Source organism: Qipengyuania sp. (assembly GCF_043423005.1).
Classification (GTDB): Bacteria; Pseudomonadota; Alphaproteobacteria; order Sphingomonadales; family Sphingomonadaceae; genus Qipengyuania.
The window spans coordinates 19,711-39,197 of record NZ_JBHWMI010000043.1 but is presented as its reverse complement, the minus strand read 5'-3'; the positions used below and the strand labels follow the sequence as shown (position 1 = coordinate 39,197).

Here is a 19,487-nt window from a genome sequence, read left to right as displayed (position 1 = left end):
GGTGTGTCAATTCCTTTGAGTTTTAATCTTGCGACCGTACTCCCCAGGCGGATAACTTAATGCGTTAGCTGCGCCACCCAAGTTCCATGAACCCGGACAGCTAGTTATCATCGTTTACGGCGTGGACTACCAGGGTATCTAATCCTGTTTGCTCCCCACGCTTTCGCACCTCAGCGTCAATACCTGTCCAGCGAGTCGCCTTCGCCACTGGTGTTCTTCCGAATATCTACGAATTTCACCTCTACACTCGGAATTCCACTCGCCTCTCCAAGATTCTAGCTTTCCAGTTTCAGAGGCAGTTCCGGGGTTGAGCCCCGGGATTTCACCCCTGACTTAAAAAGCCGCCTACGTGCGCTTTACGCCCAGTAATTCCGAACAACGCTAGCTCCCTCCGTATTACCGCGGCTGCTGGCACGGAGTTAGCCGGAGCTTATTCTCCAGGTACTGTCATTATCATCCCTGGTAAAAGAGCTTTACAACCCTAAGGCCTTCATCACTCACGCGGCATTGCTGGATCAGGCTTTCGCCCATTGTCCAATATTCCCCACTGCTGCCTCCCGTAGGAGTCTGGGCCGTGTCTCAGTCCCAGTGTGGCTGATCATCCTCTCAGACCAGCTACGGATCGTCGCCTTGGTGAGCCTTTACCTCACCAACTACCTAATCCTACGCGGGCCCATCCAAAGGCGATAAATCTTTGGTCCGAAGACATTATCCGGTATTAGCTCAAATTTCTCTGAGTTATTCCGAACCTAAGGGCAGGTTCCCACGCGTTACGCACCCGTGCGCCACTAGACCCGAAGGTCTCGTTCGACTTGCATGTGTTAGGCATGCCGCCAGCGTTCGTTCTGAGCCAGGATCAAACTCTCAAGTTTGTGTCACACACCAAACAAGCACGGGGGAAAGCCCCGTCCGCCTGCATGGCATGAGCTTCAAGGAGCCGATACCTGCACTGTCAAACGTAATGGATACGAATGAACATGCTTGCCATCCGGGCAGGCGTGGAGCCCGCGATCGGATGTGGCGATCGGCTTAGGTTAACCGGTTACCGGAGCCTTGAGGTCCCCGGACCGGGCGCCGTCGCCCACATGTCCCTTCATCAAAAACCAACAATGTCAAAGAGCCGCCGAGACAGTGTTAGGCGGACAACGTATGGTCCCCGATTTGAACCGGGGGCCGGTTGTCCGTCTCTGTTGGCGACCGTTGCGGGTGGCGGTGGAAGCCGTCAGCGCCGCGTCGGTGAGGGCCAAATAGGTGGGGGTCGGGATTCGGTCAACGGCTTTTTACAATTTTATTGCGCTTTTCTTCAAAACTCGCGGAAATCCGCCGTTTTTGACCAGCCAAATCTCTGATCCCTCCCATGGCTTCGCCTGTCAGAGACGACTGAATCGAACCCAGATCTCGATTTCGAACGCCGGAAGCGCGCTTCTGGCACCGATTCAGCGGGCCGTTCGCGCGATCTATCGGGTGATTCACGCCTCGATCGCGAATCTCTGCCAGCGAATCGGATTTTCGCACGTCTCGCCCGCTCGCCCGGCCTGCTTGCGCACGCCATCGCCAGCGACCAGATTGCAGCGCGATGCCCCCCGATACCGTAACCTCCCGCGATCGCGACAGCGCCGACAACTGGTCGACGCTCAAGCGTTTCATCCCTTATCTGTGGCCCAAGGGCGAAGAGCAGCTGAAGAAGCGCATCGTCGGGGCGATGCTGCTGGTCCTGATCGCCAAGGCGACCACGCTGGTGCTGCCTTACGTCTACAAGCGTGCCGTCGATACGATGACCGCCCCGGCGAACGAGGCGGCAATGGTGGCGATGGCCTTCGTCGTCGCCTACGCCGCGGGACGCTTTGCCTCGGTCGGCTTCGACAATGCCCGCAACATCGTGTTCGAGCGGGTCGGACAGGAGGCGACCCGCAACCTGGCCGAGGATACCTTCGCCCGGCTCCACCGCCTGTCGCTGCGGTTCCACCTTTCGCGCCGCACCGGCGAAGTCACCAAGACCATCGAGCGCGGGACCAAGAGCATCGATTCGATGCTCTATTTCCTGCTGTTCAACATCGCCCCCACGATCGTCGAGGTCGTGGCGGTGGGAGTGATCTTCTACATCAACTTCGGCTGGGGCCTGGTGCTGGCGACGGCGCTGACGGTGGTCGCCTATGTCGCGGTGACCCGCTGGATCACCGAATGGCGCACCCGGCTGCGCAAGCAGATGAACGACCTCGACGGGCAGGCGCTGGCCCGCGCGGTGGACAGCCTGCTGAACTACGAGACGGTCAAGTATTTCGGCGCCGAAGGGCGCGAGAAGCAGCGGTATTCACGCGCCGCCCACGCCTATGCCGAGGCCGCGATCAAGAGCGAGAATTCGCTCGGCCTGCTCAACATCGTGCAGGCGCTGATCATGAACCTGCTGATGGGCGCCGCCATGGCCTACACGGTCTGGGGGTGGAGCCGGGGTGACCTCACCACCGGCGACCTCGTTTTCGTCAACACCTACCTTACGCAGCTCTTCCGCCCGCTCGACATGCTGGGCTGGGTCTATCGCACGATCCGCCAGGGCATCATCGACATGGCGGCGATGTTCGACCTCATCGACCAGCAGGTCGAGGTGGCGGACCGGCCCGGCGCCCCCGCCCTCATCGTGCGCCGGCCCTCGATCGTGTTCGAGGATGTGGTGTTCGGCTACGAGAAGGAGCGCACGATCCTGCACGGCCTCAGCTTCGAGGTACCGGCGGGCAGTCATGTCGCCATCGTCGGCCCCTCGGGCGCGGGCAAGAGCACGATCGCCCGCCTGCTGTTCCGCTTCTACGACCCGACGAGCGGCCGCATCCTTATCGACGGGCAGGATATCGCGGCCGTCACGCAAGCCTCGCTGCGCGCCCATATCGGGATCGTCCCCCAGGACAGCGTGCTGTTCAACGACACCATCGGTTACAACATCGCCTATGGCCGCGAGGGCGCGACCAATGACGACATCGTGGCCGCCGCCGCCGCCGCCTCGATCACGTCACTGATCGAGCGGTTGCCGGATGGTTTCGAGACCGAAGTGGGCGAACGCGGCCTGAAACTTTCGGGCGGCGAGAAGCAGCGTGTCGCCATCGCCCGCACCCTGGTGAAGGATCCGCCCATCCTCCTGCTCGACGAGGCGACCAGCGCGCTCGATTCGCGAACCGAACAGGACATCCTGCGCACCTTGCGAGAAGTGAGCGAGAATCGCACCACGCTGGCGATCGCGCATCGCCTGTCGACCATCGCCGATGCCGACCGCATCCTCGTGCTCGAACAGGGCAAGCTGGCCGAAAGCGGGCGGCATGGCGAACTGCTGCGCGCCGGCGGTCTCTACGCCGAGATGTGGGCCCGTCAGCAGGCCGAAGCCGAGGATCTTCCCGACGCAGCCGAATAGGCTGGCGATCAGCCGGGGTAGCGGGCGAAGGCTGGCAGGCCCGGCAGTCCTGCCTCCCACGCCAGCGCGTCGTCCATCTGGACGTGCAGTTCGGGCGGATAGGCTTCCGGATTGTCGACCGTGGCGATCTGGATATCGACGAGGCCGGGAAGCACCTGTTCGTTCACGTAATAGAGCCCGCTGCCGCAATCGCCGCAAAAATAGCGTTCGGTATTCTCTGACGACCGGTAGAGCCTCGGCTCCCCCCGTTCGATCGCAAACTGGTCCCGCGCGACAGACAGCCAGGCCACTCCGGTCGCCCCCGCACAGCGGCGGCAATCCTCGCAGTGGCAGACGGACCTATGGCCGGGTTCGCCGGTAAAGCGGTAAGCGATCTTGCCGCAATGGCAGCGACCTGTGGGCATGGCTGGAACCCCTGTTTGCAGCTGCCGGAGGTTAGCCCGCGGTCAGCCGGTCACAAGATGTATTTCGACAGATCCCGGTCGCCGGCCAGATCGTCCAGTCGCTCGCGCACATAGGCCGCATCGACCGTGATCGTCTTGCCCGCATGATCCTCGGCCTCGAAGCTGATTTCCTCGAGCAATCGTTCCATGACCGTCTGCAACCGACGGGCGCCGATGTTCTCGACGCTTTCGTTGACCCGCGCTGCGATCCGGGCAACTTCGGTTATCGCATCGGATGTGATGTCGAGAGTGACCTCTTCGGTGGCGATCAGGGCACGATACTGCTCCACCAGATTGGCCCGGGTCTCGGACAGGATGCGGACGAAATCCTCTTCGGTTAGCGCCCGCAGTTCGACGCGGATCGGCAGGCGTCCCTGAAGCTCGGGCAGCATGTCGGATGGCTTGGCGACGTGGAACGCACCGCTGGCGATGAAAAGCACGTGGTCGGTCTTCATCGGTCCGTACTTGGTCGCGACCGTCGTACCTTCGATCAAAGGCAGCAGGTCGCGCTGCACGCCTTCTCGGCTGACCGAACCGCCGCGCACGTCGCTGACCGCGATCTTGTCGATCTCGTCGAGAAACACGATGCCATTGGTTTCGGCGTTCTCCAGCGCGACCCGGGCGACATCGTCCTGGTCCATGCGCTTTTCCGCCTCTTCCTCGACCAGCTTGTCCCACGCATCGGGGACCTTGAGCTTGCGGCGCTTGGTCGGCGCGCGGCCCATCGCCTTGCCGAGCATGTCGGACAGGTCGATCATCCCGACATTGCCGGGCATTCCGGGGATCTCCATCGAGCTTGCCGGCGCGTCGCGGACCTCGATCTCGACCTCGGTCTCGTTCATCGCGTTCTGGACGATCCGTTCGCGAAACGCCTCGCGCGTGGCGGTGCTGGCATTATCGCCGACGAGGGCGCTCAACAGGCGGTCCATCGCTGCCTCGCTGGCCTTTTCGCGCACCGCCTCGCGGCGCCGCTCCTTCTCCAGCCGGATCGCTTCCTCGACGAGGTCGCGGGCGATCTGTTCGACATCGCGGCCGACATAGCCGACCTCGGTGAACTTGGTCGCCTCGACCTTGACGAACGGCGCCTCGGCAAGCTTCGCCAGGCGGCGGCTGATCTCGGTCTTGCCGCAGCCGGTGGGGCCGATCATCAGGATGTTCTTGGGCGTCACCTCGTCGCGCAGATCGGGTGCCAGCCGCTGGCGCCGCCAGCGGTTGCGCAAGGCCACCGCAACTGCGCGCTTGGCCTCTTTCTGGCCGATGATGTGCTCGTCGAGCGCCGCGACGATCGCCTTGGGTGTCAGATTGTCCATGAAGCCTCAGACGGTCTCGACCGTCACGTTTCCGTTGGTGAAGACGCAGATTTCGGCCGCGACGGCCATGGCCTTGCGCGCGATGACTTCGGCGTCGGCCTCGTAATCGGCGATCGCCTTGGCCGCCGCGAGCGCATAATTGCCGCCCGAACCGATCGCGGTGATCCCGCCTTCGGGTTCCAGCACGTCGCCATTGCCGGTGAGGACGAGAAGATTGTCCTTGTCGGCAACGATCATCAGTGCCTCGAGATTGCGCAGATATTTGTCGGTCCGCCAGTCCTTGGTGAGTTCCACCGCGGCGCGCAGCAACTGCCCGCTGTACTGCTCGAGCTTCTTTTCGAGCCGTTCGAACAGGGTGAAGGCATCGGCGGTGGCACCGGCAAACCCGGCGACGACCTTGCCGCCCTCGCCGATCCGCCGGACCTTGCGGGCATTGGGCTTCATCACCGTGTTGCCCATCGACACCTGCCCGTCACCGGCGATGACGATGCGGTCCCCCCGCCTGACGCCGATGATCGTGGTGCCGTGCCACCGGGTCAGTCCGTGGCTTTCGTCTCTGCCTCTCATGCGGCAGGATATGGGGCGGCTTGCCCTTGCGTCAAGCAAGCTGCCGGACCGGGCCGTACCTCAGCCGCCAGGGCCCGCCGGCCCGGTGGCACCGCCGCCCAGACCGGGCTGGCCGACCGTCCCGATATTGCCGAACAGGTCCTCGAGGAAACTGCGCTCCCGGCCCAGGGTCGGCGTCTCGTCACCGTCGGGCGAGAGATAGACGACCTTCTCGATCCCGCTGCGATCCGCAGCGATCACGTTGCCCGCGCGGTCGAACTTGACGGCCAGCACCTGCTGCTGGCGAATTTCGGGACGGACGAACGGCTTGCGACCCGTCACGCTGGACACATAATACCACGTGGGCTCGCCGAACTGGCTGGTGAAAGTCGGCCGGCCCAGCGTCGCCTCGACGCTGCGCTGGTTGTCGATCCCGGGCTGCACCACATCGACCAGCGTGGCGTCGACGACATACCCGCGGGATTCGCGGATGGAACTGCACCCGGCGCTGCCGATTGCGGCCGCGGCCAGCACACTCAATGCGGCGATCTTCGATGCGTTCATGGGAACCTGCAAAACTCCGTGATGCGGCACCGGCTTGGCGAGCGCGGCCGGCGCCTTATATCGACACGCGCCCTAGACCGCGGTGCATCATCGTGCAACGTGCGGCGATGGATTGAACCCGGGTGCCTTCGTCGGCGCACCTTGAATTGCCACTGAACGACGCCAGCCGGAGCCTGCCTGCAATGTCCTTCTTCGCCCGCCTGTTCGGAACCGCGCCCGATCCGCGCGAACAATGGCGCCCCCTGTGGCATCGCATCGTCGCCGAGGCGCGCGATCCCGAATATTACCGGATGTGCGGGGTCGCCGATACGCTGGAAGGGCGGTTCGACATGGTGACGCTGGTGCTCAGCCTGGTGCTGATGCGGATGGAAGACGAAGCCGAACTGACGCCGCACACCGCCCTGCTCACCGAGTTGTTCATCGAGGATATGGAAGGCCAGTTGCGCGAGGCAGGCATCGGCGACCCCACCGTGGGCAAGAAGATCGGTACCCTGATGAGCAGCATGGGCGGACGGCTGGGCGCCTATCGCCGTGCGATCGCCGAGGAGGACCGCGGCGCGCTGGCCGCCGCCCTGCGCCGCAATGTCACCCTCGCGCAGGAGGACGAGGCAGAGGCCCTTGCCGAACGCATGATGCGGCTGGACGCCCGGCTCGAACGCACCAATGTCGCCCAGTTGCGCGCCGGCGAATTTGCATGACCGCGCCCGCTGAGATGACCCGCCCCGTCAAGGTCCGGTCCTTGCCGGCGGCGGACATGCGGATCGAGGCGAGCGAAGACGAGCGCGCCGCCCTCGCCCGGCGGTTCGCCGTCACCGCGATCGAGCGGTTGATCGCCGAGGTGACCTTTGCCGAAGGCGATGAGGGGATCGCCGCGACCGGCCGCCTCGACGCCGAGATCGTCCAGCCGTGCGCCGTCACCCGCGAGGATTTCTCGTATCGTATCGCCGAGGATATCAATCTGCTCTTCGTCTCCGATGGCCGGCTGACCCGTTTCGACGAAGACGAGGAAATCGAATTGGCCGGGAATGCTCCCGACGAGGTCGAGTATCAGGGCGACACGTTCGATATCGGCGAGGCGCTGGCGCAGACGCTGGGCCTTGCCATCGATCCCTACCGCGAAGGTCCGGATGCCGAAGCAGCGCGCGCGGCCGCCGGGATCGAAAGCGACGAGGACGCAAGGCCCGGCGGACCGCTGGCCGAGGCCTTGCGCGCCCTGAAGGGGGACGGCGCCTGACCGCCTGGCCGGGCGGCGGAAGCTGTCCGTTAACGTCTCTCTGCAATCAGGGCACCTGTTCGCAAGGGAGGTGGCCGAATGGACGGGACGGAAACCTGGACGAGCCTCCAAAGCGCCTTGAACGCGCAATTTCGCGGCCATGCGACGCGCGATTTTGCCGAGTGGCGCGCAGCCCATGCTTACGAGGCGGCGGGCGACATTCCCGAAGCCGCCACCAAGGCGTGGATCGGGCGGCAGAAGCACAATTATCGCGGGCTCGGCTCCCGACGGAACCTGCGGCACCTGATCAGCGCAAATGTCGATCAGGCGTTTCTCAAAGAGATCGCGCAGCTTGCCGATCTCGTCCGGCTCGAGCTGGAGTGGCCGATGGTCGCCAGGGATCTCAGCCCTCTTCGCGCGTTACGCTCCTTGACCTTTCTCAGCATCGATAGCCCGCGCAATATCGCGGACTTTCGCCCCCTGCTCGAACTGCCATCGCTGCGAACCCTGATCATCACCAACCCGAAGAAGATGACCGATCTCGAGTGGCTGCGCGATGCCCATCATCTCGAGGTGATCGGCATCGAAGGCGGGATGTGGAGCCCCTACACGATCCCCAGCCTTGCACCGCTTGCCGGACTGCAATCGCTGACCGCGTTCCTCGGCGTCTCCACCAGGCTTGGCGACAAGAGCCTTGCCCCCTTGGGCCAATGCCCGCGGCTCACCTACCTTGGTATCGCCCGCGTCGCATCGAGGGATGAATTCGAGCGGTTGCAGCAGGCCCGGCCGGAACTGGCATGCAACTGGTTCCGCCCGGAAATGTGGGCTGATTGAGCGACCCGTCCCGGCAGCAGGCCGCAATTGCCCGGGGGCCGAAGGACAGGGCCTTTCCTACACCGGGCTTCGCCAGCACTCTGCGCCGATGACCGCCGCCCGCCATGCCGCCAGCACAGCGAGCATTTCCGCCTCAGGACTGTGTGACAAGTGTGACACCGCCCGGCCTGCAACCGACATGCCGGGCAATATCAGCGGCTCAGAACGGGATGTCGTCGTCTAGATCGTCGTAGTTCGATCCGCCGCCGCCCTGCGAGCCGCCGCTGGAAGAGCCGCCCCCGCTGCGCCAGTTGTCGCCGCCCGAGCTCTGACCGCCGCCCTGGTAGCCGTCACCCCCGCCGCTGCGCTGATAGCCGCCACCGCCGCCGCCACTGCCGCCGCTACCCCCGGTGCCGCCCGGACCGTCCAGCATGGTGAGCGAACCGTTCAGGCCGCGGATCACCACTTCGGTGGAATAGCGGTCGTTACCCTGCTGGTCCTGCCATTTGCGGGTCTGCAGCTGGCCTTCGACATAGACCTTCGAGCCCTTGCGCAGATAGCGTTCCACCACGCCGATCAGCCCTTCGGAGAAGATCGCCACGGTGTGCCATTCGGTGCGTTCCTGCCGTTCGCCGCTGTTGCGGTCCTTCCAGGTCTCGCTGGTCGCGATGCGGAGGTTGGCGACCTTGCCGCCGTTCTGAAAACTGCGCACCTCGGGATCTGCCCCGAGGTTTCCGATCAGCATGACTTTGTTGAGGCTTCCGGCCATCGATTCGTCCTTCGTCAATGTAGGAGCGGGCCTATCGAAGGCTTGCGCGCGGTGCCAGTGCGGAACCGACCGTTTTGGACAAACCCGATCAAAGCCCGAGGGCGGTCGCGATCCAGAAGGTCGCCCCGGCGGCCAGCCAGGCGAGCGCGAACAGGTAGACGACCATGACGATCGGCCACGTCCAGCCATTGGTCTCGCGCCGCGCGACGGCGATGGTCGAAAGGCACTGCGGGGCAAATACGAACCAGGCAAGGAACGCCAGCGCGGTGGGCAGGCTCCACAGGGCGGCGATCTTGCCGGTCACCCCCTCTGCGGCGATGTCCTCGTCCTCCGCGTCGACCGCGTAGGTCGTGGCCAGGGCCGACACGGCAACTTCGCGCGCCGCGAGTGCCGGGATCAGGGCAAGGCTGATCTCGCGATTGAAGCCGATCGGTTCCAGCACCGGATGCAGCGTATCGGCGACCGCGCCGGCAAAGCTGGCATCGAGCTGGCTCTCGCCCGGCTCGGCCTTGGGGAACGACAGCAGCAGCCACAGCGCGATGGTGGCGACGAAGATGATCGTCCCGGCCCGGCGCAGAAACACCCACGCGCGTTGCCACAGCCCGATCGCCAGGTCCTTGATGCGTGGCAGCTGATAACGAGGCAGTTCCATGATGAAACCTCCCGCGGTGCCCCTGGTAACCGTCCGCCGCAGCACCAGCGCCACGATCATCGCACCCAGGATACCGGCGAGATACAGCGCGAACAGCACCAGCCCCTGGAGCCCGATGCCCGGACCCACCGTGCGCGCGGGAATGACCGCGGCGATGACCACCGCATAGACCGGCAGCCGTGCCGAACAGGTCATCAGCGGAGCGACCAGGATCGTGGTCAGCCGGTCCTTCGGATCGGGGATGCTGCGGGTCGCCATGATCCCGGGGATCGCACAGGCGAAACTCGACAGGAGCGGAATGAAGCTTTTGCCCGTCAGCCCGACGGATGCCATCATCCGGTCCATCAGGAACGCGGCCCGCGCCATGTATCCGCTCGCCTCCATCACCAGGATGAAGGCGAACAGGATGACGATCTGGGGCAGGAACACGACCACCGAGCCGACCCCTGCAAGAACGCCCTCGACGATCAGGTCGCGCACGAACCCTTCGGGCAGGGCATCGGCGACTGCGGCGGCGAGCAGCCCGACCAGCCCTTCGAGCGCATCCGCGAACGGGGTCGCCCAGGCGAACACCGCCTGAAAGACCACGAACAGAAGGCCGAACAGGATCAGCGGGCCGAGCCAGGGGTTGAGCAGCACCTTGTCGATGCCGCTGGCGACGGTGTGACGGGTCGATTTCGACAAGATCGCGGCCCGGGCGATGTTCCTTGCCGCGAGCCGCCGCTCGGGCAAGGTGAGGTGCCATTGCCGGCGCGCGTCCTCGTCCGCGTGGGTTTCCGCCTCGGCGATCGCCTGATTGAGGGCGTCCAGCCCGCGGCGGCGAACCGCGACCGTCGGGATCACCGGCACGCCCAAAGCCTGCGACAGCGCCTCCGGATCGAGGGTCAGCCCGTCACGCTCGGCAAGGTCGACCATGTTGAGGGCAACCACCGTGGGGCGGCCAAGTTCGAGCACTTCCTGAGCGAAGACGAGGTGCTGTTCGAGATTGGCCGCGTCGAGTACCAGGACGATGACATCCGGCACCGCTTCGCCCTCGAGGTCGCCGTGGACGACCCGGCGGGTGACCTCTTCATCGGGGCTGGCGGTGTCGAAGCTGTAGGAGCCGGGCAGATCGAGCAGTTCGACCGGTTCCCCCGATGGCAAGATCAGCCGCCCCGCCTTGCGCTCGACTGTGACGCCGGCGTAATTCGCGATCTTCTGCCGCGCGCCGGTCAGCGCGTTGAACAGCGCGGACTTGCCCGAATTGGGGTTGCCGACCAGAGCGGCGCTGCGTCGCCTCGTCACAGCGGCTCGACCTCGATCGCGCGGGCATGCGTTCGCCGCAGAGCGATCGTCATCTGCCCCAGCTGCACGGCAATCGGATCGCGTCCGCCGAAGATGCCGCGGTGGAGGATGGAGATCGTCTCACCCTGATCGATGCCAAGGGCGCGCAACCGCTTGCCTTCATCGGCGGCAAGTGCGGACCATTCGACCGCGACGATACGCGCGGATTTCCCGGAGTCGAAGCCATCCAACGTCATGGCCATGCCCCTGTCAGGTCAGCGCGCTAATTGCAACTGGTTATCAATAGCGTCAGGTTGAGGGATAGCGCAGTCGTCCGAGGAACCGTGTCACGCTGAACGTCTCACGCTCGGAATTGAGCCACCGGGCCTTGACCTTCTCAAACTGCATGACCCCGTCGATCCGCCGTTCCAGAAATGCGCGCGTTTCGGACTTGCCCTCGCTCTCGTCGGCGACGAACACGGTGAGCGTCGCGGCGTAGATAGAGGCGAGTATCGCGCGTTTGGTATAGTGGTTGTAATCCGTCGCCGTATCGCCGGCCAGGCGCCACATGACGTCCGCGCTTCGCCAACCGAGTTTCAACGCGCGCGCCGCATTCTGTGGCATCGCCATGATCGACAGTGCGCGGCGCAGGGCTTCTTCCTGGCCTTGCACCGCGTCGAGGCGGTACTGGACCAGCACCTGGATCCGTTCGCGGATCTTCAGCTTGGCAAGCTCGGCCGGCGGAAGCGCCGCCGCCATGCTCTGGTCGATGGCCTCGATCCAGGCGGCAATCATTTCCATCGCGCGCGAACCATGGCCGCCCGCCTTGAATGCCAACCGCGCGACATCACGGTCCGCGCCCAGATCGGCTGCGGCCATGTCAAGGGCAGCCTCGCTCCATCCATCGAAGACAGCAGCATCGGCGATCGCAGGCGCAAGCGCGAGCCGCAATTCAGCGAGGGTCAGGTCCTCGACGCCCGTGGCCGGCTCGGCGCCCATTACCTCGGCCCGTAGATTTGCGCGGCGGGCTGACGCGTCTTCGCGCTCGCCTCGATCGCGGCGAGGATCGGATTGCCGGCCCCCATCAGCAGCGCATAATCGCGGGCGCTGCGCCCCGAATTATCCGTCCGCAGGGGGTTGGCGCCATGGGCCAGAAGCAGCTTGACCATTTCAGCATCGCGCCGATGGACGGCGCCGATCAGCGGCGTTTCCCCTGTCGTGTCCGCAACGTCGACATTGGCACCGCCTTCGACCAGCGCCGCCAGCCCCTCGATGAAACCCAGCCTTGTGGCGACCTGCAAGGGAGTGACTCCCGCATTGTCGCCCAGATTGGGGTTGGCGCCTTGTTGCAGCAGGAACCGCAGCCACGTCAGATCGCGCCGCTGGACCACCAGATGCAACGCACTTTCCCCGCTTGCCAGATCGCGGGCATTGGCCACCGTCGTGCCCGGCTCGTTCAGCAGTTCGGTCGCGACGGTTCCGTCGCGGTCCTTGACGGCCTTGAGAAACTTGGCGCCGTCCGAACGCACCTGCCCGGCGGCCGGCGATCCGGCGAGGGCGGCCGCAGCAAGGGCAATGCCCGCCCGGGTCAGAAACAGTCTCACGCGCACTACGCTCTCCATCTGCGGCAAATTCACGGATCGTTCGAGGAGCCGCCCTCTTGAAGACGGCGCTTTAGCAGACCATGAACCGGCTTGTCATGCCGCACGCGCTCCGTTTCCCTTTCGCCCTCCTCTTGCCAGCCATCCTGGCCATCGCCGGCTGTGGCGTCTCGTCCAGCGCCCCCGACGAGGCTCCCCCGCTCGAAGGGGCGACGATCGGCGCCGATTTCACTCTGACCGGCGAGGACGGCACCCCGGTCAGCTGGAACGATTTTGCCGGCCGCTATCGCATCGTCTATTTCGGCTATGCCTTCTGCCCTGATATCTGCCCCACCGACGTCCAGCGGGCCATGGCCGGGCTCAAGGCTTTCGAGGCGCAGGAGCCGGCACTTGGCGCGACCATCCAGCCGCTCTTCATCAGCATCGATCCGGCGCGCGATACGCCGCAGGTGCTCACCGAGTTCACCGCCAACTTCCATCCCCGCCTGATCGGCCTTACCGGCGAGACGACAACGCTGGAGCAGGTAGCCAAGGATTTCGGCACAACGTTCTCCCGCGGCGAGACGCAACCTGGCGGCGGATACCTGATGAACCATTACGGCTACACCTACCTTTTCGGCCCCGACGGTGAGCCGATCACCATGCTCCCGACCGATCAGGGTGCCGAGGCGGTGACCGCCGAACTGACCAAGTGGGTCCGTTGAGAGACCGGTTCTGGGAAAAACCGCTCGCCGCCCTCGATCGCGAAGAGTGGGAGGCGCTGTGCGACGGGTGCGGGCGCTGCTGTCTGCACAAGATCGAATACGAGGATACCGGCGAGGTCGAGGATACCAACGTCGCCTGCACCCTGCTCGATTGTTCGACCGGGCAATGCCGCGACTATGCGCGGCGCAAGGCCTTCGTTCCGGATTGTCTGCAACTCACCCTGCGCCTGGTCGAACAGGTGCGCTGGCTCCCGGAAACCTGCGCCTATCGCCGGCGAGCCGAAGGGCGTCCCCTGCCGAGCTGGCACTATCTTATCTCGGGCGATCGCGATGCGGTGGTGCGGGCAGGCGTATCGGTGGCCGGCCGCGTCATCAGCGAGGATGTCGCAGGCCCGCTCGAACATCATGTCGTCTGCTGGGAAGAGGACGAGGAAAGCGCGGACGCGCCATGATCGACTGGCTGCGATCCCCCGCCCTGCCGACGCGGATCGACATTGCCGGGCGAACCCTGCCTATCGAACTGAAGCGCCTGGAACGGGCCCGGCGGCTTACCCTGCGGCTCGCGCCCGACGGATCTGCGGTGAAAGTGACCTTGCCGAAATGGTGCGCGGCGCGCGACGCTATCGCCTTCGCCCATGCGCGGGCGGATTGGCTGGCGCGGCAATTGGCCAAAGTGCCGGAACCCTGCGATCCGGCAAGCACGGGCCGCGTACTGTACCGGGGGACGACGCTCGCGATCGACTGGTCGCCTTCGCATTCGCGCCGCCCCCTCACGGCTGTCGGAACGGTACGACTCGGCGGCGCGGAACAGACGATCTCGCGGCGGCTGGCGCGGTGGCTCGAACAGGAGGCGGCCGCACATTTCGAAGCCGATGCAGCGCACTATTGCCGGCGCGCCTCCCTCCCCTGCGCGCCGGTCCGCCTGAGCCGCGCAAAGCGGCGCTGGGGCAGTTGTTCGAGCGCGGGGGTCATTCGCCTGAACTGGCGTCTGATCCAGGCGCCCGACGCGGTTCGCCGCTCGGTGGTGGCGCACGAGGTCGCGCATCTTGTGCAATTCGACCATTCGCCCCGCTTTCACGCGCTTCTCGGCGAGATTTACGAGGACGATATCAGCGCGGCCAACGCCTGGCTTTCCGCGCATGGTCGCACGCTTTACGCGGCCTTCGGCTAGCGTTTCGGGCGCGCTTTTCCTATCTAGTTCGCATGCGCTTGATGAGTCGAATGAACCCGGTCGGGGGCGTGGCCGATTTCTGGGAAGAATTTCGGCGTCCCAACCCCTACCGATGGCCCGTCCTCGCGGCCTCGCTGGTCATGACGGGAACGCTGCTCGCCTGGGTGACGCAGGAAGATTACTTCGTTCCGCCCGCACCGCCCCAGGTGACCTACATCACCACCTTCGCCGAAGGCCGCACGGACGAGGAAATTCGCCGCTCGAACATCGAGAACCAGCGGCGCAAGGATCAAATGGCGGCCGAACTTGCCGCCCGCGAAGAGCGCCGCAAGGAACTGTATCGCGCGCTGGGCCGTGCCACCGGCATCGATGTGGACCGGATGGAAGCCGAGGCCAGGGTCGAAGAGGCACGCGAGGCCGCCGCCCTCAAGGCACGACTGGAGCAGGGCGCTGCGGCCCGCGGTGAGCGGAGACAAACGGACCCCGCCCCTGCCGACTGATGCGCAATGGCTGGATGCGGCGGCGGGCCTTGCATGGCGCGGGCGGCCGTCGGCCTATCCCAACCCCGCCGTCGGCTGCCTGATCGTTCGCGATGGCCGAACCGTCGGTCGCGGCTGGACCCAGCCGGGCGGGCGCCCCCATGCCGAGGCGATGGCTCTGGCCGAAGCAGGCGAAGCCGCACACGGTGCCGACGTTTTCGTCACGCTCGAACCTTGCGCACACGACAGCGGGCGCGGTCCTGCCTGCGCCGACCTCCTTGCCGCTGCCGGTCCAGGGCGAGTGATCGTGGGAGTGCAGGATCCCGATCCGCGCACTGCCGGACGGGGCGTGGAGCGCTTGCAGGCAGCAGGTATCGCGGCTGAATTCGGCCCATTGAAGGCGTGCGAGCAAAGCCTTGCCGGCTATCTCATGCGACAGCGTTCGGGCAGGCCGTTTGTCACCCTGAAACTCGCCGTGTCGCTCGATGGATGCGTCGCCCTCGCAAATGGCTCCAGCCGATGGATAACCGGAGCGGCGGCCCGGGCACACGTCCATTCGCGCCGCGCTCTCAGCGATGCGATCCTCGTGGGCGGCGGCACCTGGCGGATCGATCGGCCGAAGCTGAATGTCCGCCTCACAGGGCTGGGCCAGCTCAGTCCGCGCCCGATCGTCCTCACCCGCGGCGATGTGCCCCCCGGTATTCTCGCGATTCGCGAGCCCGCCGGCATCCACGCCATCGATGCGCATTATCTGTATGTCGAAGGCGGGGCGATGACCGCGGCAAGTTTCCTTGCGCAAGACCTGGTCGACCGGCTCGAACTCTATCGCGCGCCGATCGTTATCGGCGGCGGGGTCCCGGGCATTTCCGACCTCGGACTTCACGATCTGGCATCAGCCCACGGGCGATGGCGCTTGGCCGAACGACGCACCCTTGGTAGCGATCTGTTCGAAGCTTTCACCCGCATCCGCTGAGAAGAACCGCACATGTTTACCGGGATCGTCACCGCCATCGGAACCGTCTCACGCACCGAAGGGCGCGGCGATCTTCACGCCGTCATCACCTGCCCGTTCGATCCCGCGACGATCGATATCGGGGCTTCGATCGCCTGTTCGGGGGTGTGCCTGACGGTGGTCGAACGGGGAGCGGACGGTGCTGGCGCATGGTTCGCGGTCGACGTTTCGGACGAGACAGTTGCCCGCACGGCCGATTCCCGATGGCGCACTGGAGCCCGGCTCAATCTCGAGCCTGCGCTGCGCGTGGGCGATGAGCTTGGCGGGCATCTGGTCACCGGCCATGTCGATGCGATCGGCACCGTCGCCTCCGTCGAGATTGTCGGCGGGTCGAAGCGCCTCGACATCGATGCACCTGCCGAACTGGCTCCGTTCATTGCCGAAAAGGGTTCGATCACCGTCGATGGCGTCTCGTTGACGGTCAACGCGGTAACCGATCAGCCCGACGGCACGGCACGGTTCTCGCTCAACATCATTCCGCACACCGGACAGGTTACGACGCTGGGCGACCTTGCCGCCGGCGATCCGGTCAATCTCGAGATCGATACGATCGCCCGCTACCTACAGCGAATGCAGACCCTGCGCACGCGCTAGGCAGACAGACGGCATCCGGGGGAACGGCGGTTTGGATGCCCCGTGAGGATTCGAACCTCAATTGACGGAGTCAGAGTCCGTAGTCTTACCATTAGACGACGGGGCATCAGGCGCGCCCTTGCCTTGGAGACAGGGTGGGCGGCGGGAAGGACGGCGCTCTAGATTCGGCAGCGCGCAAGGTCAAGTGGCTGTTGCGCGGCTGCTTGCCGGGTCGCTGCAACCTCGCTAGCATCCTTTCCAAGTCCCCGCGGCCAGACGCGTCGCGGGCGGAATTTGGAAAGACACCCCATGGCGGACAATCCTCCGCCGGACATGATCAAGGGGCACGGAAAGCGCGGGGGCGGATCGTCCGGCAAGGTAGCCGATTTTCGCTACAAACGCCCCCCCCGGCCCGAACCACGCAGCGTGGGCACTCGCAAGCCGCGTGCCCTCACAGCCGAAGGCCCCTCTTTCGCGCCGAAGGGGCCAGCGGGTTCCCGCCAGGCCTATGCTGCGCTCGATCTCGGGACCAACAACTGCCGGCTTTTGATCGCCCGTCCCTCGGGCGAGAATTTCACGGTGATCGATGCGTTCAGCAGGGTCGTGCGCCTAGGCGAAGGCTTAGCGATGAACGGGCAGCTGTCGGATCAGGCGATGGAGCGCACGATGGCCGCATTGCATGTCTGCGCCGAGAAACTGCGCCGGCGCCACGTTCGGCTGGCCCGCTCCGTCGCGACCGAGGCCTGCCGGCGGGCCAGCAACGGCGCCCAGTTCATCGAGCGCGTGCGCGAGGAAACCGGGATCGCGCTCGACATCATCTCGGCCCAGGAAGAGGCGCGGCTGGCCGTGCTCGGCTGCCATGTCCTGCTCGAAGACGGACCGGGACCGGCGGTGATCTTCGACATTGGCGGCGGTTCGACCGAACTGGTGCTCGTGGAGCCGAGCGGCGCGGTCCCGCGGATCATCGACTGGATGAGCGTGCCTTACGGCGTGGTCTCGCTGAGCGACACGGTGGGTGGCTCCGATGACGAGCTGGCCGCGCGGCAGGAACGCTATGCCCGGATGAAGCATGCCGTCCTTTCGGCGTTCGAGCCCTTCGCCCAGCGGGTGCGGGCCTTTGCGCGCGACCGCAGCACGATTCGCCTGCTCGGCACCAGCGGGACTGTGACGACTCTCGCCAGCGTGCATCTCGGCCTGCCGCAATACGATCGGCAGGCCGTCGACGGGCTGATCGTGCATTCGAGTGCGATGCGGGACATTTCGGCGCGGCTTTCGTCCATGAGCCCTGCCGAGCGTCAGGCGCTCCCGTGCATAGGGGATGACCGGGCCAGCCTGGTGGTGGCGGGCTGCGCAATCCTCGAATCCATTCTCGACATCTGGCCGGCGCCGACTTTGGGCGTCGCTGATCGCGGCATCCGTGAAGGGATCTTGCGCAGCCTCATTGCCGCCGACGCGCAAGGTGAGCGCAGCCGGGCGGAAATCCTGGCGGCACGAGGAGATGCAAAGTGAGCCGTTCGGGCAAGGATCGCGAAACCCGGGTCAAGACCGCGGCCCGGCGCACTGCATCGTCCACCCGCTGGTTGCAGCGCCAGCTCAACGACCCTTACGTCAAGCAGGCCAAGCAGGACGGGTATCGCAGCCGCGCGGCCTACAAGCTTGCCGAGCTGGACGATAAGTATGCGTTGCTCAAGGGTGCAAAGCGCGTGGTCGATCTGGGTATTGCACCCGGAGGGTGGAGCCAGGTAGTGCGCAAGCGTGCCCCGCGAGCGGCCGTAGTTGGCATCGACCTGCTGGCGACCGAGGCGATCGAAGGGGTGACGATCTTCGAAATGGACTTTATGGCCGAGGACGCGCCTGCAAAGCTCGAAGCAGCGCTGGGCGGAAAAGCCGACCTCGTGCTGAGCGACATGGCGGCAAACACCGTCGGCCACAAGCAGACCGATCATCTGCGCACCATGGGTCTGGTCGAGGCCGCCGCATGGTTCGCCGTCGACAACCTTGCCCCCGGCGGCGCGTTCGTCGCCAAGGTGCTTGCCGGCGGCACCGATCAGGACCTGCTCGTTCTGCTCAAGACCCACTTTCGCAGCGTCAAGCATGCCAAGCCACCCGCCAGCCGGAAAGGCTCGAGCGAGTGGTACGTCATTGCCCAAGGTTTCAAGGCCGCAAGCTAGCGCCCCCCACCGCTCGACCCGATCAGGTTCAGATCAGTTGCCTTCGCCCGGCTTGGTCGCCCCGTCGTTGCGGGTGGCGGACTGCGAGGTCGGGACAGGCTGATCCGCGCTGGCCCCGCCCGCCGCCTCGGCTTCGCCGACCGGCGCGCCTTCGACCGGACCCGGCCCCGCGCCGGGCGCGTCTGAGGCGCCTTCGACCGCTTCCGCGCCTTCTGCCGCTTCTTGCGCCGCCGGTGCCGGATATTCCGGCCCGCCGCCATTCGCCTTCATATAGGCGATCACGTTGGCGCGATCTTCCGGCTTGCTGAGGCCGGCAAAGCTCATCTTCGTGCCATTGGCAAAGCCGCGAGGATTTTCGAGCCACTTGTCCATATTGGCATAGTCCCACACGCCGCCATGGCCCGACAGGGCGGACGAATAGGCAAAGCCTGCGGCGTGCTTGCCGATCGGCACGCCGATGATGCCGTAAAGGTTGGGCCCGATGCCGTTGGCACCGCCCTGGTTGATCGTGTGGCAGGCGGTGCACTTGGCAAACACCTTTTCGCCCGCTGCCGGATCGGCTGCGGCCAGCAGCGTTCCGAGATCGTAGCCGGCCTCGTCCCCGCCGCCCTCTTCCGCGCCGACGATCAGCTTGCCCGGCTTTTCCGGCATTTCCGGATTGTCGCCATGGAAATACATCCCCGACACAATCGATGCGCCAAGGGCGACGATACCGGAAAACAGGAGCCATCCGGCGGCGGTATTGAAACGATCATCCATCAGAGAAAAGCCTGCGAAGTCCGAGTGTGGGCACAGTCGCGGCTGCT

General features: G+C 65.3%; 22 protein-coding genes, 1 tRNA gene and 1 rRNA gene. 12 read left to right on the top strand and 12 right to left on the bottom strand.

Translation table 11 applies throughout. The features are described from left to right. Window positions 1–872, bottom strand: a 16S ribosomal RNA gene (locus ACHFFA_RS07425); the annotation flags it as partial. Between the two features lie 704 nt (window positions 873–1,576). Between ACHFFA_RS07425 and ACHFFA_RS07420 the strand changes: the two genes are divergently transcribed. Beyond that, a complete protein-coding gene (locus ACHFFA_RS07420; RefSeq protein WP_394270205.1) occupies window positions 1,577–3,397 on the top strand; it encodes an ABCB family ABC transporter ATP-binding protein/permease in 1,821 nt (606 codons plus the stop codon). Window positions 3,398–3,405: 8 nt separating this feature from the next. Here ACHFFA_RS07420 and ACHFFA_RS07415 read toward each other — a convergent pair whose 3' ends face one another. The 4 genes from ACHFFA_RS07415 to ACHFFA_RS07400 are packed head-to-tail and all read right to left on the bottom strand — an operon-like array spanning window position 3,406 to window position 6,260. Beyond that, window positions 3,406–3,801: a GFA family protein gene (locus ACHFFA_RS07415; protein WP_394270204.1), complete on the bottom strand. Its 396-nt coding sequence runs from the start codon at window positions 3,799–3,801 to the stop codon at window positions 3,406–3,408. 50 nt (window positions 3,802–3,851) lie between these two features. Beyond that, window positions 3,852–5,150, bottom strand: coding sequence for an ATP-dependent protease ATPase subunit HslU (gene hslU, locus ACHFFA_RS07410; RefSeq protein WP_394270203.1), 1,299 nt, complete (start codon window positions 5,148–5,150; stop codon window positions 3,852–3,854). A 6-nt stretch (window positions 5,151–5,156) separates the two neighbouring features. Beyond that, the gene (gene hslV / locus ACHFFA_RS07405) at window positions 5,157–5,717 is read right to left on the bottom strand and encodes an ATP-dependent protease subunit HslV (RefSeq protein ID WP_394270202.1); all 561 of its coding nucleotides are present in this window, start codon (window positions 5,715–5,717) and stop codon (window positions 5,157–5,159) included. A 60-nt stretch (window positions 5,718–5,777) separates the two neighbouring features. After that, on the bottom strand, window positions 5,778–6,260 hold the full coding sequence (locus ACHFFA_RS07400; protein ID WP_394270201.1) for an outer membrane protein assembly factor BamE: 483 nt from the start codon (window positions 6,258–6,260) through the stop codon (window positions 5,778–5,780). A 182-nt stretch (window positions 6,261–6,442) separates the two neighbouring features. On the opposite strand from ACHFFA_RS07400, the gene ACHFFA_RS07395 reads away from it, so the two are divergent. The 3 genes from ACHFFA_RS07395 (at window position 6,443) to ACHFFA_RS07385 (ending at window position 8,307) form a co-directional block, all read left to right on the top strand. Then, complete coding sequence (locus tag ACHFFA_RS07395; RefSeq protein WP_394270200.1) at window positions 6,443–6,958, top strand: ubiquinol-cytochrome C chaperone family protein; 516 nt, start codon at window positions 6,443–6,445, stop codon at window positions 6,956–6,958. Further along, on the top strand, window positions 6,955–7,494 hold the full coding sequence (locus ACHFFA_RS07390; protein ID WP_394270199.1) for a YceD family protein: 540 nt from the start codon (window positions 6,955–6,957) through the stop codon (window positions 7,492–7,494). The genes ACHFFA_RS07395 and ACHFFA_RS07390 overlap by 4 nt, the downstream gene beginning before the upstream one ends. A 78-nt stretch (window positions 7,495–7,572) precedes the next feature. Beyond that, on the top strand, window positions 7,573–8,307 hold the full coding sequence (locus ACHFFA_RS07385) for a hypothetical protein (protein ID WP_394270198.1): 735 nt from the start codon (window positions 7,573–7,575) through the stop codon (window positions 8,305–8,307). Between the two features lie 199 nt (window positions 8,308–8,506). Here ACHFFA_RS07385 and ssb read toward each other — a convergent pair whose 3' ends face one another. From ssb to ACHFFA_RS07360, 5 genes are all read right to left on the bottom strand, one after another. Continuing rightward, on the bottom strand, window positions 8,507–9,055 hold the full coding sequence (gene ssb, locus ACHFFA_RS07380) for a single-stranded DNA-binding protein (RefSeq protein WP_394270197.1): 549 nt from the start codon (window positions 9,053–9,055) through the stop codon (window positions 8,507–8,509). An 88-nt stretch (window positions 9,056–9,143) separates the two neighbouring features. Continuing rightward, on the bottom strand, window positions 9,144–10,991 hold the full coding sequence (locus ACHFFA_RS07375) for a ferrous iron transporter B (protein WP_394270196.1): 1,848 nt from the start codon (window positions 10,989–10,991) through the stop codon (window positions 9,144–9,146). Then, a complete protein-coding gene (locus ACHFFA_RS07370; RefSeq protein WP_394270195.1) occupies window positions 10,988–11,233 on the bottom strand; it encodes a ferrous iron transport protein A in 246 nt (81 codons plus the stop codon). The genes ACHFFA_RS07375 and ACHFFA_RS07370 overlap by 4 nt, the downstream gene beginning before the upstream one ends. A gap of 46 nt (window positions 11,234–11,279) precedes the next feature. Continuing rightward, a complete protein-coding gene (locus ACHFFA_RS07365) occupies window positions 11,280–11,969 on the bottom strand; it encodes a COQ9 family protein (RefSeq protein ID WP_394270194.1) in 690 nt (229 codons plus the stop codon). Then, window positions 11,969–12,574, bottom strand: a complete 606-nt coding sequence (locus ACHFFA_RS07360) for an ankyrin repeat domain-containing protein (RefSeq protein WP_394270193.1) — start codon at window positions 12,572–12,574, stop codon at window positions 11,969–11,971. The genes ACHFFA_RS07365 and ACHFFA_RS07360 overlap by 1 nt, the downstream gene beginning before the upstream one ends. 80 nt (window positions 12,575–12,654) lie before the next feature. Between ACHFFA_RS07360 and ACHFFA_RS07355 the strand changes: the two genes are divergently transcribed. Genes ACHFFA_RS07355 through ACHFFA_RS07330 form a run of 6 tightly spaced genes read left to right on the top strand, consistent with a single transcriptional unit; the run spans window position 12,655 to window position 16,531 of the window. After that, entirely contained in the window at window positions 12,655–13,275 is a 621-nt protein-coding gene (locus ACHFFA_RS07355) for an SCO family protein (protein ID WP_394270192.1), read from the top strand. Continuing rightward, window positions 13,263–13,727 carry a YcgN family cysteine cluster protein gene (locus tag ACHFFA_RS07350; protein WP_394270191.1) on the top strand — a complete coding sequence of 155 codons (465 nt, stop codon included), beginning with the start codon at window positions 13,263–13,265 and terminating at the stop codon, window positions 13,725–13,727. The genes ACHFFA_RS07355 and ACHFFA_RS07350 overlap by 13 nt, the downstream gene beginning before the upstream one ends. Next, complete coding sequence (locus ACHFFA_RS07345) at window positions 13,724–14,446, top strand: M48 family metallopeptidase (RefSeq protein WP_394270190.1); 723 nt, start codon at window positions 13,724–13,726, stop codon at window positions 14,444–14,446. Before ACHFFA_RS07350 ends, ACHFFA_RS07345 begins: the two co-directional genes overlap by 4 nt. A gap of 50 nt (window positions 14,447–14,496) precedes the next feature. Next, window positions 14,497–14,946, top strand: a complete 450-nt coding sequence (locus ACHFFA_RS07340) for a hypothetical protein (protein ID WP_394270189.1) — start codon at window positions 14,497–14,499, stop codon at window positions 14,944–14,946. After that, window positions 14,909–15,898: a bifunctional diaminohydroxyphosphoribosylaminopyrimidine deaminase/5-amino-6-(5-phosphoribosylamino)uracil reductase RibD gene (ribD, locus tag ACHFFA_RS07335; RefSeq protein WP_394270188.1), complete on the top strand. Its 990-nt coding sequence runs from the start codon at window positions 14,909–14,911 to the stop codon at window positions 15,896–15,898. The genes ACHFFA_RS07340 and ribD overlap by 38 nt, the downstream gene beginning before the upstream one ends. Before the next feature lie 12 nt (window positions 15,899–15,910). After that, window positions 15,911–16,531: a riboflavin synthase gene (locus ACHFFA_RS07330; RefSeq protein ID WP_394270187.1), complete on the top strand. Its 621-nt coding sequence runs from the start codon at window positions 15,911–15,913 to the stop codon at window positions 16,529–16,531. 32 nt (window positions 16,532–16,563) lie between these two features. On the opposite strand, the gene ACHFFA_RS07325 is transcribed toward ACHFFA_RS07330, so the two are convergent. Continuing rightward, window positions 16,564–16,637, bottom strand: a tRNA-Gln gene (locus ACHFFA_RS07325). Window positions 16,638–16,819: 182 nt separating this feature from the next. Here ACHFFA_RS07325 and ACHFFA_RS07320 point away from each other — a divergent pair. Beyond that, window positions 16,820–18,019 (top strand): Ppx/GppA phosphatase family protein, encoded by a 1,200-nt coding sequence (locus tag ACHFFA_RS07320; RefSeq protein WP_394270186.1) that lies wholly within the window; start codon window positions 16,820–16,822, stop codon window positions 18,017–18,019. Beyond that, window positions 18,016–18,681: an RlmE family RNA methyltransferase gene (locus tag ACHFFA_RS07315; protein ID WP_394270185.1), complete on the top strand. Its 666-nt coding sequence runs from the start codon at window positions 18,016–18,018 to the stop codon at window positions 18,679–18,681. The genes ACHFFA_RS07320 and ACHFFA_RS07315 overlap by 4 nt, the downstream gene beginning before the upstream one ends. A gap of 33 nt (window positions 18,682–18,714) precedes the next feature. Here ACHFFA_RS07315 and ACHFFA_RS07310 read toward each other — a convergent pair whose 3' ends face one another. Continuing rightward, complete coding sequence (locus ACHFFA_RS07310) at window positions 18,715–19,440, bottom strand: c-type cytochrome (RefSeq protein WP_394270184.1); 726 nt, start codon at window positions 19,438–19,440, stop codon at window positions 18,715–18,717. Window positions 19,441–19,487 lie beyond the last annotated feature (47 nt).